This is a genomic window from Bradyrhizobium sp. 147 (assembly GCF_023073935.1).
Taxonomy (GTDB): Bacteria; Pseudomonadota; Alphaproteobacteria; order Rhizobiales; family Xanthobacteraceae; genus Bradyrhizobium.
This window is the reverse complement of record NZ_JADPKL010000061.1, coordinates 160,672-175,151: the sequence shown is the minus strand read 5'-3', so window position 1 is coordinate 175,151 and position 14,480 is coordinate 160,672. Positions and strand designations below refer to the sequence as shown.

Sequence of the window (14,480 nt, the reverse complement as noted above, 5' to 3'; positions counted from 1 at the left end):
CTGGCCTGGTCGCGGCTCTCGCCGGTCTTGAATGTGCGATTCGTCATGAACAAAGCGTACACCGACCAACGAAAATGCCCGAGTTCTTGCCCAGCCTCGTCGGGTCAACGATTATTTCGGACTTCCCGAACACGTTGACACGTCTCGGCTTTTCTACTGTGCATGGGGTTGTTTTCGCATATTTTGTTTTGAGCGGCCCCGGCCTGCCGCTACGCTCCTGAAACACGAGAACACCGACCGAGGTGATCCATGCCGATCCAGCATTTCGCGCCCCCGCCGCACGTCAAGGCGCCGCCGCTGTCCTTTGCCACGCGCGTCGGCGACCTCCTGTTCGTCTCCGGCATTCCCGGCTTCGATGCCAATGGCGCGCTGCCCGATGGGTTCGAGGCGCAGTTCGCCAACGTCGTCGTCAACATCAGACGCGTGCTCGACGAGGCCGGCGCGACCATCCGCGACCTCGCCAAGGTCAACGTGCTGCTGACCCGCGCTGCGGACGTCGCCGCCATGAACGCGCTCTATGCCGGCGCCTTCGGCCCGCCGCCCTACCCGGCGCGCACAACTTGCGTGGTGCAGGCGCTGCCCGATCCGAAGATGCTGATCGCGATCGAGGCGGTGGCATCGCTGTCGAAGTGAGCCGCACGAAGTGCGTGTGACTTGCCGGGCACGCGGCCAAACCAAATGCCCGGCGCTGTCTGACATGTCCGTGAACGGCCGCTCTCCGGCTTGCCAAGAACCTGCTTTTACCGCACGAATTTTCGCGTCACACACTTCCCCCACAAGGAGATACTTCATGCGTCGCGCACTCGCGCTCTGTGCCGTTGCCGGCATCGCTTCTTCCGTGTTCGCCGTGCCCGCTTCGGCGAAGGCCGGCTATTACGTGATCCGCTGGGACAACACCGGCATCTGCCAGGTCTGGAACGAGGACCTGCAATACAAGCCGTTCCAGTTCGGCGTGTCGACCTACAAGGTCGTCAGCAAGCCGCTGCCGACCTTCCAGGCTGCCTCCGACCTCCAGATCAAGCTGCGCTCGGAGCGCCGCTGCACGCTCTGAAGCTCACGCAACGGACCGGTTTGAAGGGCGGATCGCAGGAGCGATCCGCCCTTTTCTTTTCGGAAGAGGCTCGCGTTTTCCGGGCCAAATTCACGCATTGTCCCGCGTGTCCGCTTTGAACCTGATCGGCCGGCGGACCTACTCACATCTTGCCGGGGCGTATGCCAAAAACGTCCCGCACCGCCCCTCCCCGTCATTGTCGGGAGGCGCATCCATCTTTCATTTTGAGGAGCTGATCATGCATCGTATTTCCGTGCTCTGCGCTGCCGTCGGTCTTGCCGTCACTGCGTTCGTCGCTGCGAGCCCTGCCGAGGCCGGCTATCACCTGATCCGCTGGCAGGACACCGGCTTCTGCCAGATCTGGGACGAGAGCATCCCGACGACGCCCTGGCCTTCCGACTATGCCCGCGTCAGCGCGACCGTACCGACGTTCGGCGATGCGTTGATGGTGAAAGATCAGGCGCTCAGGAACGGCCATTGCACCTGGTAACGATTCGATCGGCCGACGAAGAGCCGGGCAAGGACGCCAGCGTTCTTGCCCGGCCTTTTTTTGCGTGAACGTGAGCTGACCCGCTCTCACGCGTCCTTGTGCGCACCGGGATGAATCAGGATGTCGCGCGCGGCGGCGAGGTCGATGAAGGCTTGCGCGCTGCCGCCATGGTCGGGATGCATGTCCTTGGCGGCGCGACGATAGGCCCGGTTGATGTCCTCGCAAGTGAGCTGCACGGCGAGCGGCAGGCCGAGCACCTTGCGGGCGCGATCCTCGCGCGACAGCTTCTTCGGCATGCCATTGCGGCGACCGAAGCGCGGTGCGGTCAGATCATGAATGACATCGAGGACCACACCGACGCGGCGCTGGGCCGCCAGCGTGACGCTGTGATCGTCATTGTCCACGGCCTGGCGCAGCACCGGCAGCGCCTGCTCCGCCGCCTGGCGCAGCGTGACGTCACTGCTCATCCGCGCGATCTCGGCCACCAAGCGGCCCGCCTCGGCCCAATCGGCAGACTGCGCCGACCGCAGGCGCTCGAGCGCCAGTTTCCAGGATTCAAGCCGTTCCATCATGCGCGCAACGTTTAGCAATCAAGATCAGTATGCCAAGGCCGCCGTTTCCGACCCCTTAATTTCGAGTTAGCTTTTCGTGAAACTTCACAAAGAAATCGGGAGGAAACTGTCATGGCGTTGCTCGCAAACCACATCGCCGTCATCACCGGCGCCGGTTCCGGCATCGGCCGGGCGATTGCGGCCGGCTACGCGCGGGAAGGCGCGCAAGTGGTGCTGCTCGACGTCAATGCCGACACGGTCGCGGAGGCCGCGCAGGAGATCCGCAAAGCCGGCGGCAAGGCCGAGAGCTTTGCGCTGGACGTGACCAGGCGCGAGGATTGCTTCGTGCTGGCACAGCAAGTCGCCGACAAGGTCGGGCAGGTCTCGATCCTCGTCAACAATGCCGGCATCACCCGCCGCAACGCCTTCACCGCGGAGACGGAGACGGTGGCGAAGGATTGGAACGACATTATCTCGCTCAATCTCAACGGCGTCTTCAACATGACGCAGGCGTTCCTCGCGCCCTTGCGCGCGAGCAAAGGCCGCATCGTCAATATCGGCTCGATCCAGTCCTTCGTGCATCTGCGCACGCCGAGCTCGGCGGCCTATACCACCTCGAAACACGGCGTGCTCGGCTTCACCAAGGCGCTCGCGGTCGAGCTCGGCAAGGAAGGCGTGCGCGTCAACGCGATCGGGCCCGGCTTCATCGAGACCAACATCAACGCCAATGTGCGCGCGACCAATCCGACGCTGGTGCAAGCCTTCGTCGATCACACCCCGCTGGCGCGCACCGGCAAGCCCGAGGACATCGTGGGACCGGCAATCTTCTTGGCCTCGGATCTGTCGGCCTTTGTCACGGGAACGATCGTGATGGTGGACGGCGGATATCGGACGGTGTGAACGAGGGACCAAGCTGCATCCATATACGCGCTGTCATCGCCCATCCGCTTTCGCGGATGATGACGCGGTGTGTGACGCGAGATCGACCCGGATCAGCTCCCATCCCGCGCCAATCGCGGCGGCTTCGCGGCATTGGTGAGGTCAATTGGTGCGATCGTCCACGGTTAACCTTTCATTAACCAAACCCGACCACCGTACATCTACGGCTTGGGGGTCGTTTGTTCTCGATCCGCTTCCAATGATGGAAGCGGGCGTTGATCGGGGAGTATGTTGATGACCACGGTTCATGTCGCCGCGTCCCAGCCGGACGCGCAATTCCTTGCACCCAACCAGATCGTTCCGTTGCTGATCGGCGCGACCGTCGACGAAGTCGAGCGCGAGCTCGTGCTCCAGACCCTGGCGCGCTGCGACGGCAACCGCACGCGTGCCTCGCGCGTGCTCGGCCTGTCGGTGCGCACGCTGCGCAACAAGATCCGGCTCTATGCCGCCTCCGGAATCGACGTGCCCGCCTATCAGGATTAGCGCGCGGTACCGCCAGGCAACCCCGGTCCGCAAGGCAAGCAAGGCGAAGCCGGTCCGCGCGGACCGGCCGGCGCGCAGGGGCCTGTCGGACCGCAGGGGCCGGCAGGGCCGCAAGGCCCGCGTGGCGAGGCCGGGCCGCCCGGTCAATTGCGATCGATCGAACAGGTACTGCCGTGGCTCGAGCAGCTCTTCGACGCCTGGGACGAACGCCGCCGCCAGCGCGAGCGTGAAGCCGCCGAGCGCGAGGCTCTGGAGGCCGCCGTGCAGGAGACAGACGAGCCGACCGCCGATGACGAGAGCGACGGCGGCGAAGACGAGGTCGATAGGAAAAAGTAGAAAAAGAAGAAGCACGGCAACAAGGGTTAGCAGACACCCTATTCCTTGTTTTCGCGTCGCGGCAGCATGCCCATGCGCTCGAACTGCCAGCGCATGGCGCGATACCAGAGATAGCCTACTGCGGCGCCGCACAGGGCGAGGATGATCATGTTCACGCTCGAGAACGAGCCGCCCCACCACATCATCCAGGCAGTCCACAGCACCGTGAGGACGATGGCACCTGCTTTCAGAGGAAGAAGGGGGCGGCTCATGATCCTGCTCCGGGCTGTCAAAATCCCGGCGGTCATCATCGCGCAGTAGGATTCTTGCTTCCGTGAGCCAGATCACGGAATGGGCATCCGGAATCCCTATCCGAACCGCAGCCGCGAGCGCTCCTTTGCCTTTTCCGCCTCGACCTCGCGGTCGCGCGCCGGCGCATGGGTGTGCAGCGAGGCCAACAGCCGCCGCGCCGCCTCCGAGACTTCCGCCACCGCGCGCTCGAACACCTCCTCATTGGCCTGCGACGGCTTGTTGAAGCCGGACAGCTTTCGCACGAACTGGAGCGCGCTGGCGTGGATCTCGTCCTCCGTCGCCGGTGGTTCGAAGTTGAACAGCGTCTTGATGTTGCGGCACATGCAGTCTCTCCGGATATATCCCCCAGGACGGTCGGCAACGGCGAAATCCTACATCCTTCCCCGCACTTCTGTTAAGTTCCGCGGCAACGCGGCCGCCCAATACGTGCCGCATGGGGAGAGAAACATGAAGGCTTCTTGCGCGGCCTTGTCGGCCGTTCTGCTTTCCATCTCGACGTCAGCATGGGCAGCCGATTATCCGGCGCCCAACCAGGGCGACTGGATCGCCAGGGATTTCAAGTTCCACACCGGCGAGACCATGCCGGAGCTGAAGCTGCACTACACCACCGTGGGCGAACCGAGCGGCCAGCCCGTGCTGGTGCTGCACGGAACAGGCGGCTCGGGCGCGAGCATGCTGTCGCCCGCCTTTGCCGGCGAGCTGTTCGGCCCAGGGCAACCGCTCGACGCCTCCAAATACTACATCATCATTCCCGACAGCATCGGCCATGGCAAATCATCAAAGCCGTCCGACGGCATGAAGACGAGATTTCCGAAGTACAATTACGACGACATGGTCGAGGCGCAGCATCGCCTGGTGACGGAGGGCCTCGGCATCAAGCATCTGCGGCTCGTCATCGGCAATTCGATGGGCGGCATGCACACTTGGCTGTGGGGCGAAAAATACCCGAGCGCGATGGACGCGCTGATCCCGATGGCCTCGCAGCCGACCGAGATGGCCTCCCGCAACTGGATGCTGCGGCGGATCATGCTCGACACCATCCGCAACGATCCCGATTACAATGGCGGCAATTACACCAGCCAGCCGCGCATGATGAAATACGCCATCACCGCCTATGGCATCGCCAGCATCGGTGGCACGCTGGCCTATCAGCAGCAGGCGCCGACAGCAGCGAAAGCAGACAAGATCGTCGACGATCGGCTCGCGACGCCGATCACTGCGGATGCCAACGACTTCGTTTATCAGTGGGAGTCCTCGCATGACTACAATGCCGGGGAGAAGCTGGAGCAAATCGAAGCCCCGCTGCTTCTGATCAATTCCGCCGACGACGAGCGCAACCCGCCCGAGACTGGCATTACGGACGCTGCGATGAAGCGGGTCAAGAACGGCCGACTCTTCCTGATCCCAGCGAGCACTGAAACGCGCGGCCACGGCACTACCGGCAATGCGAAATTCTACAGCGAGCAGATCCGGCAATTTCTGCAGACGGCGCCGCAGCGGACGATGTAGGAGCGCCACACGCGCCCTCATCTCGCCAGGCATCATAGGCGGCGCCTCGACGCCGCATATGATTTGAACATGCATTGCGCTGACAGCTCGGACTTAATCGCGCCAACGATACGAACCGACGCGCAGGGCAATCGCGCGCCTTTCGCCGGCAGATGCGGTTTAGCGCGATGGATTTCGTTGGCTGGAGGCGCCTGATCGGGTAGCTTGAGGCAAACCAGAAGCGGAGGCATGCCGTTGACCGATCTTTGCGCCGAAGACCTCGCAACCATCTATGCCAAGCCATCGCCGCGCGTCATTGCGAAAGCGCGGCCCGCGATCGATGCGCATGCGAAAAAATTCATCGAGATGTCGCCGTTCTGCGTGCTCGCGACATCGGGAGCGGACGGCAGCGTCGACGCTTCGCCCCGCGGCGGCGGCATCGGCTTCGTCCGCGTTGCCGGTCCCAACCAGCTGTTGATGCCCGACCGCTCCGGCAACAACCGGATCGACAGTTTTCGCAACGTCGTCGAAGGCTCGGGCTTCGTGCACCTGTTGTTCTTCGTACCAGGGATCGACGAGACGCTGCGCGTCGGCGGACGTGGCACGTTGTCGGCCGATCCGGATCTGCTCGCCTCGATGGTGGAATTCGGCAAGCCGCCGCGCGCCGTGCTGAACGTCGCCGTCAGCGAGGTCTATTTCCATTGCGGCAAGGCGCTGATGCGCTCGAAGCTTTGGTCACCGGAGAAGGTGCAGCGCTCGGTGATGCCGAGCATCGTCGAAATCATCCACGAGCAGACCAGCCTCGGTGAGCCGCAGAGTCAGGAGACCGTGGAGGAGCTCTACAAGACGCAGCTGTAGCTGGCGCAACCGGTGTCGTCCCGGCGAAGGCCGGGACGACAGTGGGGAATGCAGCGCGAACGCGCCAGATTAATGCCCCTCGCCTTCGAGCCCGCCGACGTGCTTTTGCGTGTAGAGTTCGATGCCAATACGGCCGATCAGGTCGAGCTGGGTTTCGAGGAAATCGATGTGGTGCTCCTCGTCGCTCATCAGCTTCTCGAACAGGTCACGCGTGACGTAGTCCTTGACGCCATGGCAGTAGGTCGCCGCTTCCTGGTAGAGCGCCCGGGCGCTCATCTCGGCGGCGAGGTCGCATTCGATGATCTCCTTGACGTTCTGGCCGATGCGCAAGGGATCGAGCACCTGCATGTTCGGAAAGCCGTCGAAGAACAGAATGCGCGCGGTGAGCTTGTCGGCATGCTCCATCTCCTCGATCGACTCCTTGCGCCAGACCTTGGCCATGTCCAGCAGGCCCCAATTGTCGAGGAAACGGTAATGCAGCCAATACTGGTTGATCGCAGTCAGTTCGTGACGCAGTGCCTTATTGAGATATTCGATGACCTTTGCGTCGCCCTGCATGGTTCACTCCAGCTCTTGCAGTCCAAATCGGCCCTAAACCGAATTTAGAATGCTTCTAAATGAGTTTGCGGGCGAGGGCAACCGGCTCGTGGGCACGTAGCCGGAGAAAGGCTCAGCAGACCATATGGAAAGTTTCAGCAGGCTGCGAGCGCGAACTGAGCGGGTTCGACCGTCTCGTCGTTGGCGGCCACAGTGTGGCTGTGCGGACAGCCGGCACAGCAGGATTGGGCACAAGGGCCAAGCGCTTCGTCGATGATGGTTTTGATGGTCCGGGCACAGCGGCCGCATTCGGCGTTACAGCCGAGGCACCCATAAACCTGCTTGGCATGGCGCACGGCGTCGTCGGACTCGGCGACGGCGGCGCGGATGTCGTCATCGCTGAGCACGTTACAAGAACAAACGATCATGGAAGCGGCAGGCCCTTCGGTGATGCGTCATTATCGATATTTAACGGGCCGGCCGGATGCAAAAGGAAAAAGCGGAATTTGAAGCTATTCCAAACTGGCTCGTAAACGGCCTAGAACGGCTCTAAATTAGGGCGTTGCGCTGGATCAAGATTGCAGCGGACCTAGTCGCCGCCACCGCCTCCCCCGCCATCGCCGCCGCCCCCGCAATCCCCGCCGCTGCTGCCATCGCTGCTGGAACAGCTGCCGCCGTCAGTCGAGTTCGCCGTACTGTCACCGGAAAACCAGCTTCCCAGCGAGAAGCCGTCGCTCGTTCCCGAATAGCCGTCGCCGCTGCTACGGCCTCCGTCGCTAGCGGCTGCTGCGCGGGACCGGCGTCCGCGGTTCTGCAGATATGTGATCCAGCCGTAGCCGATCGCGAAGACGATCCCGGCCGCAATCAATGCATTTGCCAACGCGTTGCTCATCATCGCCCCGGAGCTGCGGTCCATACGAATTGGTCGTACCCGGCAAGGGCGCCGTTCATTGATCATTCAAGCGAAGTATGGAACTCTGCCCCAAAGAGTTCCGCATGATTATGCGAAAGGTCAAGCCAATGAAGAAGTCGCTCCTGGCAGTCGCTGCCATCGTCACTCTGGTCCTGACGGCCGGAGCACCCGCCCATGCGCAACGCGGCGTCGCTGCGGGCGTGGCGGCCGGGATCATCGGCGGCGCCATTGTCGGTGGCGCGCTGGCGTCTCCGTATTATTACGGACCGGGCCCCGGTTATTACGAGCCCGGCTACTATCCGCCCCGCTACTACGCTCCGGGCCCCGGCTATGTCGCCGACGACTATTACGGCGGCGGGTGTGTCTGGCAGAAGCAGCGCTTCTGGGACGGCTATGCTTGGCGCGCCCGCCGCGTCAGGGTCTGCGGCTGAGTCGCCCTGAACCGGTTCACTACGGAGGCGCCGTTCATCTTGGAGCCTGAAAAAGACCGCTTTTTCTCGTCACAGCTCCGTGTGCGTTTACCGTGGATTGACCATTTGCGCGCTTCCTAGCCCGACAGTCAATTCCATCAGAGTGTGCGTGAACCTTTGAAACCCGGGCGCCTCTAACTAGGGGGAGCCCATCTCCCAGGAGAGCCCTGAGCATGAAGAAGACTTTAGTTGCCGCCCTCACGGTTGCGACGGTCGCCGGTTCGCTGGTCACCGCCACCCCGCCTGCCAAAGCCGGTGACGGCGTCGGCGCCGGAATCGCGGCCGGCCTGATCGGCGGCGCGATCGTCGGCGGCGCCATCGCGTCGAGCCGTCCCGCCTATGGCGGGCCCGTTTACGTGGCTGAGCCCCCGCCGCCCGCGCCCTGCTACTGGCGTCGTGAGCGATATTGGGACGGCTACGGCTGGGTCGTGCGCCCGGTCCGCGTCTGCTACTGATCCCTTCGCGTGGCGCTCAGATGCGCCGCGAACGAAGCCCGGCCGAGCATCTCGGCCGGGCTTTTTCTTTTGCTGCGCTATCGCGCAGCCTGGATCGAGCGCAGCACCTCTTCGTTCGGCCAGCAATCGACCTTGAGGCCCGCCGACTTCTGATAGGCGCCGAGGGCGGCGCGGGTCTGCATGCCCGCCTTGCCATCGATCTTGTCCTTGTAGAGCCCGATGCGCGTGAGACCGCGCTGCATGGTCTCGACGTCCTTGGTGCGCAACTGCTTCGAAGCCGACCAGGGTGTTGCGAACGGCAGCGGGCTGGTCATGCGGTCACTGAGATGGCCGACGAACAACACGTAGAGATCGGAGAAATTGTACTCCTTGATGACGAAGTAGTTCTTCGTGGTCAGGAACGACGGGCCGTAGATCCCTTCGGGCTGGAGCAACGAGGCCGGCTGCGCCTGCTCGGCCGCGCTGAGTTTCTGCCCGCGCACCGGCACAAAGCCTTCGCGCAGCCACTGGCCGATCGGCTTCGTCACCTCGGGCACGCCGGTGGTGCAATCGACCTTGGCCGGCGCCTGCACCTCGTAGGCCCAGCGCACGCCACTTTGCCAGCCCTTGTTGACGAGCTGCTGCGCAGCGGACGCCAGCGCATCCGGCACCGAATGCCAGATGTCGATGCGGCCGTCGCCGTCGAAATCGACGCCGTGCTTGTAATATTCGGACGGCAGGAACTGAGTGAGGCCGGTCGCACCGGCCCAGGACGAGCGCATGTCGTTGCGCGTCACCACGCCCTCACCGAGGATCTTCAGCGCAAGGATGAACTCGTTGCGGTACTGATCCTTGCGGCGTCCGACATAGGCCTGCGTCGCCAGCACGCGGACGAGATCGTAAGGCAGCGTGTAGCGGCCGTAATCGGTCTCGCGGCCCCAGATCGCGAGCATGACGGTCGCAGGTACACCGGATTTCTTCTCGATCTCGTTCAGCGCGGTGCGATATTTTTGCAGCAGCCGCTGCCCCTCGCCTGCAAGCCGCGCGACCGAGGCTTCCTTGACGTAGTCGGCGGGCACTTGCACGAACTCGGCCTGCGACGGCGCACCGGTGGCGGGCCGACCCGGCAGGATCAGATCGGGCAGCTTGTAGTCGGGCTCGAGCCCGCGCGTCTGTTCCTCGAAGGTCGCGCGCGAGACGCCCGCGGCCTGCGCCTCAGGCCACAGCGAGGCGATGAACTGTGTGAAGGCTGCGTCGGCGGCGCGGGCGGGCGACAGGCCACAGGTGACAGTGATCACCGCAGCGATGAGCGCCCGCCACATCATGCCGGAATCACCGCGTCAGCTTCTTATACTTCACGCGGTGCGGAATGATGCTGTCCTGGCCGAGTCGGCGCATCTTGTCCTTCTCGTAATCCTGGAAGTTGCCCTCGAACCATTCGACATGGCTGTCGCCCTCGAACGCGAGAATGTGCGTCGCGATGCGGTCGAGGAACCAGCGATCGTGGCTGATGATGACAGCGCAGCCGGCGAAATCCTCCAGCGCCTCTTCGAGCGCGCGTAGCGTATCGACGTCGAGGTCGTTGGTCGGTTCGTCGAGCAGCAGCACGTTGGCGCCGGACTTGAGCATCTTGGCGAGGTGCACGCGGTTGCGCTCACCGCCGGAGAGTGCGCCGACCTTCTTCTGCTGGTCGGCCCCCTTGAAGTTGAACGCCGAGCAATAGCCGCGCGAGTTCACTTCCTTCTTGCCGAGCAGGATCAATTCGTTGCCGCCGGAGATCTCCTCCCACACCGTCTTCTTGCCGTCGAGCGCATCGCGCGACTGATCGACATAGCCAAGATGCACGGTCTCGCCGACCGTGATCGTGCCGGAGTCCGGCTTCTCCTGGCCCGTGATCATCCTGAACAAAGTGGTTTTGCCGGCGCCGTTGGGACCGATGACGCCAACGATGCCACCTGGCGGCAGCTTGAACGTGAGGTCGTCGATCAGAAGACGATCGCCGAAGCCTTTGCTGAGCCCCTCGAAATCGACCACGTTGGCGCCGAGCCGCTCGGCAACCGGGATGATGATCTGTGCGGTCTGGGTCTGCTTCTCGCTCGCCTTCTTGAGCAGCTCCTCATAGCGCTGGTAGCGCGCCTTGGACTTGGCCTGGCGCGCCTTCGGCGAGGAGGCGACCCATTCCTGCTCGCGGGCGAGCGTCTTCTGATGCGCGGCGTCCTCGCGGCCTTCCTGCTCGAGGCGCTTCTGCTTCTGCACCAGCCAGGACGAGTAATTGCCCTCATAGGGAATGCCGCGGCCGCGGTCCAGCTCGAGGATCCAACCGGTCACGTTGTCGAGGAAATAGCGGTCGTGGGTGACGATCAGGATCGCGCCAGGATAATTGCGCAAATGCCCTTCGAGCCATGACACCGACTCGGCATCGAGATGGTTGGTCGGTTCGTCCAGCAGCAACAGCTCGGGCTGGTCGAGCAGCAGCTTGCATAGCGCGACGCGGCGGCGCTCACCGCCGGAGAGTTTCGTCACATCGGCATCGTCGGGCGGACAGCGCAGCGCGTCCATGGCCTGGTCGACCTTGCTGTCGAGATCCCAGAGGCCCTGAGCCTCGATCTCGTCCTGGAGCTTGGTCATCTCGTCCGCGGTCTCGTCCGAATAATTGACCGCGAGTTCGTTGTAGCGGTCGAGAATCGCCTTCTGCTTGGCGACGCCCTGCATGACGTTCTCGCGCACGGAAAGCTTGGGATCGAGCTGCGGCTCCTGCTCGAGATAGCCGACGCGGGCGCCTTCGGCGACCCAGGCCTCACCGGTGTATTCCTTGTCGAGGCCGGCCATGATCTTGAGCAGGGTCGACTTGCCCGAGCCGTTGACACCGAGCACGCCGATCTTGGCGTCCGGGTAGAAGCTCAGATGAACGTTGTCGAGCACCTTCCGGGTCGGGTAGCTCTTGGTCAGGCCCTGCATGAAATAGATGAACTGGCGCGCCATCGGTCCCGTGAAACCTTCGATTTGAGGAAATTTGCTGCCGCCGATGTAGCGATCCCGTCCCCAAAGGGCAATGTTTTCCGTCCGTTCACCACGGTTGAATACGGAACGGACACCATCCGGCCACCGATCCGGACAATTGAAACCATCTTTTAATAAATCAGGCCAAAGCTCGGTATCGCGCGGAAACAGCGCCACCCGCTCAGAATGAACGGGGAGCACAGCGAGACAGCGTCATGGCCATGATCGAGACCAACTCTCTCCCTGGTCCGGCAGACGCCGGGCAGGTCTCCGGATTCGTTTCGGAGATCCAGAGCTTCTGGAAGCGCTTCTTCGCCACCGCCTTCAACCCGTACCGGCCCGAATTGCACTACATGCGCGGCCCCGGCCCGGCCTGGCGCGCCAAGCACGGCATGGACGCGCCGTTCCGCCTGAAGCCCCGCGACCTCTGAGCCCGTGCCTATCGGATTTTTGAAGACGTGAGCTGCTTGCGCGCAGGCATGATTGCGCGCAACCATGGCCCGGCTCCGAGGAGGGCGCCTCCGCTCGCGCCGTCACCTCTCGCCATGGATGAATGCTGATGACGCGCCTGCGCTGTGCAATTCTCGACGATTATTTCAACCTCGCCCTCGACGTCGCCGACTGGCCAAAGCTCTCCGACCGCGTCGACGTCACCGTGCTCAGCCGCCCATTTGCGTCCGAGCAGGCCGCGGCGAGCGCGCTGGCCGACTTCGAGATCATCTGCGCCATGCGCGAGCGCACGGCATTTCCGAAGAGCCTGTTCGACAAGCTGACGAAGCTGAAGCTGCTCTTGACCTCCGGCATGCGCAACGCCGCCATCGATATGGAGGCCGCGAAAGCGCGCGGCATCGCCATCGGCGGCACGCAATATTCGCGCGATCCGACCGCCCCGCTCGCCATGGGCCTGATCCTGGAACTGACCCGCGGCATCGGCCGCGAGAATGCGCGCATGCATGCCGGCGAGCCCTGGCAGACCTTTGCCGGCATCGAGATCGAGGGACTGACGCTCGGCATCGTCGGGCTCGGCAAGCTCGGCAGCAAGATGGCGGGGATCGCCAAGGCGTTCGGCATGGACGTGATCGCCTGGAGCCCGAACCTGACGCCGGAGAAGTGCAAGGAGGCCGGCGTCGGCTACGCCAGCAAGGATGAGCTGTTCGCGAAAGCGGACATCGTCACGATCCATGTGGTGCTGAGCGAGCGCTCACGCGGGCTGGTTGGAGCTGCGGATCTCGCGCGGATGAAGCCGACCGCCTTCCTCGTCAACACCGCGCGCGGGCCGATCGTGGACGAGCAGGCGCTGCTCGAGGCCTTGCAGCAGAGGAAGATCGCAGGCGCCGGCTTGGACGTGTTCTCGGTCGAGCCGCTGCCGGTCGATCATCCCTTCCGCAAGCTCGACAACCTCGTGCTGACGCCGCATCTCGGCTACGCCACTGCGGACGGCCTGCGCATCCATTACGGCCAGATGGTCGAGGCGATCGACGCCTTCACCAGGGGCGGCGAGCTGCCGCGCAAGCTGGCCTGAAACGCCATGAAATCGGGATAATCATCGTCTCGCTGCCAGCGTTGTTGAGCATGATCTCAGGCCGCCGAGCGCTGGCCGGCGGAAGAGCTTGCGGCGTCGGCAAAGCCATCACGCCAGGACGGGTGTGCCGGCAGCCAAGCCAGTTCGCGCTTGGCCTTGGCGTTGGAGGCGCCGCGCACCTCGGTCATCATCGCCGTCATATGCTCGCCCGCAAGCAGCCGCCCGAGCCATGCGGGCACGTGAAGCGGCGGCTTGGCACCGAGCAATTCGGCGAGCGCCGGCAGCCAGTCCCTGACCAGGGCCGGACGGTCGTCGACGATGTTGTAGATCTCGCCTGCGCGTCCGCGCTCGATGGCGGCGACCGTCGCAGAGGCGGCATCTTCAGTGTGAATGAATGACCAATAGCCACCGCCATCGCCGATCACCGGCACGCGCCGGCGACGAAGCTGCTCTCTCATCTGCGGCGACAGCGTGCCGGTGTCCGGGCCATAGAAGAATCCATAACGCAGCACGATCCCTTCGGGCCTAGTCGATGCCAGCACCGCGCGCTCCAGATACTGGATCGCTTCCAGGGTGCGGCGAAGTTCCTGCGGCGGATGGGGGTCAAGCTGATCCGCTTCCGTCTTGATCGCTCCCCCGTCGCGGCTGAAGGTCCAACCGCAGAAGCTCTGGGCAATGAAGCGCTTGGCGCCGGCCTCGCGCGCGGCCGCGAGCAGAATGTCGGTTCCGCGGGTGCGCAATTCGTTGGTTCTCGCGAACACGCGATCGAAATGCCGCAGATCGGTCGCTGAGGCGAGATCGGTCATCTCATGGATGACCACGTCCGGCCGTGCCGCCTTTACGGCCGCGCGCATGCTCTCCGCATCGAGACCATCAGCAACGACGGATTCGGCACCAAGCTCCTTGAGACGGCCGGCCTTCGCGGCGCTCCGGGTTGAGGCGATGACCGAATAACCGGTGGCGACAAGGAGGGGGACGAGCTTGCGACCTACGGCACCGGTGGCGCCCGCAACAAAGATTCGCATCTTGTGTTTCTCGCATTCGTGGCAACCAGCCGGGACGTAGTTGACCCCGGCCCGGATTCAAGCGAGCGAACGTGCGGACGTGGCGGAAAGGA

Annotated in this window: 22 protein-coding genes; 13 read left to right on the top strand and 9 right to left on the bottom strand. The window is 63.6% G+C overall.

What is annotated here, in order from left to right; all coding sequences use genetic code 11:
• From IVA87_RS14105 to IVA87_RS14090, 4 genes are all read left to right on the top strand, one after another.
• Positions 1-221, top strand: a 221-nt coding sequence (locus tag IVA87_RS14105) for a hypothetical protein (protein ID WP_247333905.1), incomplete at its 5' end; no start/stop codon positions are given.
• 28 nt (positions 222-249) lie between these two features.
• A complete protein-coding gene (locus IVA87_RS14100) occupies positions 250-633 on the top strand; it encodes a RidA family protein (protein WP_247296064.1) in 384 nt (127 codons plus the stop codon).
• Positions 634-790: 157 nt separating this feature from the next.
• On the top strand, positions 791-1,051 hold the full coding sequence (locus tag IVA87_RS14095) for a hypothetical protein (protein WP_247278415.1): 261 nt from the start codon (positions 791-793) through the stop codon (positions 1,049-1,051).
• A 238-nt stretch (positions 1,052-1,289) separates the two neighbouring features.
• Complete coding sequence (locus tag IVA87_RS14090) at positions 1,290-1,541, top strand: hypothetical protein (protein WP_247296061.1); 252 nt, start codon at positions 1,290-1,292, stop codon at positions 1,539-1,541.
• 86 nt (positions 1,542-1,627) lie between these two features.
• Here the strand turns inward: IVA87_RS14090 and IVA87_RS14085 are convergent, their stop codons facing one another.
• A complete protein-coding gene (locus IVA87_RS14085) occupies positions 1,628-2,113 on the bottom strand; it encodes a J domain-containing protein (RefSeq protein WP_247296059.1) in 486 nt (161 codons plus the stop codon).
• Positions 2,114-2,224: 111 nt separating this feature from the next.
• Here IVA87_RS14085 and IVA87_RS14080 point away from each other — a divergent pair, with 111 nt between their 5' ends.
• The 3 genes from IVA87_RS14080 (at position 2,225) to IVA87_RS35365 (ending at position 3,850) form a co-directional block, all read left to right on the top strand.
• Positions 2,225-2,992: an SDR family oxidoreductase gene (locus IVA87_RS14080; protein ID WP_247296057.1), complete on the top strand. Its 768-nt coding sequence runs from the start codon at positions 2,225-2,227 to the stop codon at positions 2,990-2,992.
• A gap of 273 nt (positions 2,993-3,265) precedes the next feature.
• Entirely contained in the window at positions 3,266-3,514 is a 249-nt protein-coding gene (locus IVA87_RS14075) for a helix-turn-helix domain-containing protein (RefSeq protein ID WP_247278411.1), read from the top strand.
• A gap of 147 nt (positions 3,515-3,661) precedes the next feature.
• Positions 3,662-3,850 (top strand): hypothetical protein, encoded by a 189-nt coding sequence (locus IVA87_RS35365; RefSeq protein WP_247296055.1) that lies wholly within the window; start codon positions 3,662-3,664, stop codon positions 3,848-3,850.
• Between the two features lie 38 nt (positions 3,851-3,888).
• Here IVA87_RS35365 and IVA87_RS14060 read toward each other — a convergent pair whose 3' ends face one another.
• Positions 3,889-4,101 carry a hypothetical protein gene (locus IVA87_RS14060; RefSeq protein WP_247333904.1) on the bottom strand — a complete coding sequence of 71 codons (213 nt, stop codon included), beginning with the start codon at positions 4,099-4,101 and terminating at the stop codon, positions 3,889-3,891.
• Positions 4,102-4,197: 96 nt separating this feature from the next.
• Positions 4,198-4,464: a DUF2277 domain-containing protein gene (locus IVA87_RS14055; protein WP_247278408.1), complete on the bottom strand. Its 267-nt coding sequence runs from the start codon at positions 4,462-4,464 to the stop codon at positions 4,198-4,200.
• Between the two features lie 124 nt (positions 4,465-4,588).
• Between IVA87_RS14055 and IVA87_RS14050 the strand changes: the two genes are divergently transcribed.
• Positions 4,589-5,650 (top strand): alpha/beta fold hydrolase, encoded by a 1,062-nt coding sequence (locus IVA87_RS14050; protein ID WP_247296051.1) that lies wholly within the window; start codon positions 4,589-4,591, stop codon positions 5,648-5,650.
• Positions 5,651-5,884: 234 nt separating this feature from the next.
• Entirely contained in the window at positions 5,885-6,487 is a 603-nt protein-coding gene (locus IVA87_RS14045) for an MSMEG_1061 family FMN-dependent PPOX-type flavoprotein (RefSeq protein ID WP_247296132.1), read from the top strand.
• Positions 6,488-6,556: 69 nt separating this feature from the next.
• Here the strand turns inward: IVA87_RS14045 and bfr are convergent, their stop codons facing one another.
• The 3 genes from bfr to IVA87_RS14030 all read right to left on the bottom strand — a co-directional run bounded on the left by bfr (position 6,557) and on the right by IVA87_RS14030 (position 7,919).
• On the bottom strand, positions 6,557-7,045 hold the full coding sequence (gene bfr, locus IVA87_RS14040) for a bacterioferritin (RefSeq protein WP_247278406.1): 489 nt from the start codon (positions 7,043-7,045) through the stop codon (positions 6,557-6,559).
• 134 nt (positions 7,046-7,179) lie between these two features.
• Complete coding sequence (locus IVA87_RS14035) at positions 7,180-7,452, bottom strand: (2Fe-2S)-binding protein (protein ID WP_247278405.1); 273 nt, start codon at positions 7,450-7,452, stop codon at positions 7,180-7,182.
• Between the two features lie 161 nt (positions 7,453-7,613).
• Entirely contained in the window at positions 7,614-7,919 is a 306-nt protein-coding gene (locus IVA87_RS14030) for a hypothetical protein (protein ID WP_247333912.1), read from the bottom strand.
• 125 nt (positions 7,920-8,044) lie between these two features.
• Between IVA87_RS14030 and IVA87_RS14025 the strand changes: the two genes are divergently transcribed.
• Together IVA87_RS14025 and IVA87_RS14020 are read left to right on the top strand one after the other, a co-directional pair.
• Positions 8,045-8,368: a hypothetical protein gene (locus IVA87_RS14025; RefSeq protein WP_247296126.1), complete on the top strand. Its 324-nt coding sequence runs from the start codon at positions 8,045-8,047 to the stop codon at positions 8,366-8,368.
• A 212-nt stretch (positions 8,369-8,580) separates the two neighbouring features.
• Positions 8,581-8,862 (top strand): hypothetical protein, encoded by a 282-nt coding sequence (locus tag IVA87_RS14020; RefSeq protein WP_247296048.1) that lies wholly within the window; start codon positions 8,581-8,583, stop codon positions 8,860-8,862.
• A gap of 77 nt (positions 8,863-8,939) precedes the next feature.
• Here the strand turns inward: IVA87_RS14020 and IVA87_RS14015 are convergent, their stop codons facing one another.
• Both IVA87_RS14015 and ettA read right to left on the bottom strand, forming a co-directional pair.
• Positions 8,940-10,166 (bottom strand): lytic murein transglycosylase, encoded by a 1,227-nt coding sequence (locus tag IVA87_RS14015; RefSeq protein ID WP_247333903.1) that lies wholly within the window; start codon positions 10,164-10,166, stop codon positions 8,940-8,942.
• A 7-nt stretch (positions 10,167-10,173) separates the two neighbouring features.
• Positions 10,174-11,823 (bottom strand): energy-dependent translational throttle protein EttA, encoded by a 1,650-nt coding sequence (gene ettA / locus IVA87_RS14010; RefSeq protein WP_247333901.1) that lies wholly within the window; start codon positions 11,821-11,823, stop codon positions 10,174-10,176.
• 233 nt (positions 11,824-12,056) lie between these two features.
• Here ettA and IVA87_RS14005 point away from each other — a divergent pair, with 233 nt between their 5' ends.
• Positions 12,057-12,272, top strand: coding sequence for a hypothetical protein (locus IVA87_RS14005; protein WP_247278401.1), 216 nt, complete (start codon positions 12,057-12,059; stop codon positions 12,270-12,272).
• Between the two features lie 128 nt (positions 12,273-12,400).
• Positions 12,401-13,363, top strand: a complete 963-nt coding sequence (locus IVA87_RS14000) for a D-2-hydroxyacid dehydrogenase family protein (protein WP_247333900.1) — start codon at positions 12,401-12,403, stop codon at positions 13,361-13,363.
• Positions 13,364-13,419: 56 nt separating this feature from the next.
• On the opposite strand, the gene IVA87_RS13995 is transcribed toward IVA87_RS14000, so the two are convergent.
• Entirely contained in the window at positions 13,420-14,388 is a 969-nt protein-coding gene (locus tag IVA87_RS13995; protein WP_247296039.1) for an NAD-dependent epimerase/dehydratase family protein, read from the bottom strand.
• Positions 14,389-14,480: the final 92 nt, after the last annotated feature.

What these genes read in the sequence shown, in the direction of transcription:
- IVA87_RS14100 (WP_247296064.1), top strand. Translation starts at nt 250, where the DNA reads ATGCCGATCCAGCATTTCGCGCCCCCGCCGCACGTCAAGGCGCCGCCG.
- IVA87_RS14095 (WP_247278415.1), top strand. Translation starts at nt 791, where the DNA reads ATGCGTCGCGCACTCGCGCTCTGTGCCGTTGCCGGCATCGCTTCTTCC.
- IVA87_RS14090 (WP_247296061.1), top strand. Translation starts at nt 1,290, where the DNA reads ATGCATCGTATTTCCGTGCTCTGCGCTGCCGTCGGTCTTGCCGTCACT.
- IVA87_RS14085 (WP_247296059.1), bottom strand. Translation starts at nt 2,113, where the DNA reads ATGATGGAACGGCTTGAATCCTGGAAACTGGCGCTCGAGCGCCTGCGG.
- IVA87_RS14080 (WP_247296057.1), top strand. Translation starts at nt 2,225, where the DNA reads ATGGCGTTGCTCGCAAACCACATCGCCGTCATCACCGGCGCCGGTTCC.
- IVA87_RS14075 (WP_247278411.1), top strand. Translation starts at nt 3,266, where the DNA reads ATGACCACGGTTCATGTCGCCGCGTCCCAGCCGGACGCGCAATTCCTT.
- IVA87_RS14060 (WP_247333904.1), bottom strand. Translation starts at nt 4,101, where the DNA reads ATGAGCCGCCCCCTTCTTCCTCTGAAAGCAGGTGCCATCGTCCTCACG.
- IVA87_RS14055 (WP_247278408.1), bottom strand. Translation starts at nt 4,464, where the DNA reads ATGTGCCGCAACATCAAGACGCTGTTCAACTTCGAACCACCGGCGACG.
- IVA87_RS14050 (WP_247296051.1), top strand. Translation starts at nt 4,589, where the DNA reads ATGAAGGCTTCTTGCGCGGCCTTGTCGGCCGTTCTGCTTTCCATCTCG.
- bfr (WP_247278406.1), bottom strand. Translation starts at nt 7,045, where the DNA reads ATGCAGGGCGACGCAAAGGTCATCGAATATCTCAATAAGGCACTGCGT.
- IVA87_RS14035 (WP_247278405.1), bottom strand. Translation starts at nt 7,452, where the DNA reads ATGATCGTTTGTTCTTGTAACGTGCTCAGCGATGACGACATCCGCGCC.
- IVA87_RS14030 (WP_247333912.1), bottom strand. Translation starts at nt 7,919, where the DNA reads ATGATGAGCAACGCGTTGGCAAATGCATTGATTGCGGCCGGGATCGTC.
- IVA87_RS14025 (WP_247296126.1), top strand. Translation starts at nt 8,045, where the DNA reads ATGAAGAAGTCGCTCCTGGCAGTCGCTGCCATCGTCACTCTGGTCCTG.
- IVA87_RS14020 (WP_247296048.1), top strand. Translation starts at nt 8,581, where the DNA reads ATGAAGAAGACTTTAGTTGCCGCCCTCACGGTTGCGACGGTCGCCGGT.
- IVA87_RS14015 (WP_247333903.1), bottom strand. Translation starts at nt 10,166, where the DNA reads ATGATGTGGCGGGCGCTCATCGCTGCGGTGATCACTGTCACCTGTGGC.
- ettA (WP_247333901.1), bottom strand. Translation starts at nt 11,823, where the DNA reads ATGGCGCGCCAGTTCATCTATTTCATGCAGGGCCTGACCAAGAGCTAC.
- IVA87_RS14005 (WP_247278401.1), top strand. Translation starts at nt 12,057, where the DNA reads ATGGCCATGATCGAGACCAACTCTCTCCCTGGTCCGGCAGACGCCGGG.
- IVA87_RS14000 (WP_247333900.1), top strand. Translation starts at nt 12,401, where the DNA reads ATGACGCGCCTGCGCTGTGCAATTCTCGACGATTATTTCAACCTCGCC.
- IVA87_RS13995 (WP_247296039.1), bottom strand. Translation starts at nt 14,388, where the DNA reads ATGCGAATCTTTGTTGCGGGCGCCACCGGTGCCGTAGGTCGCAAGCTC.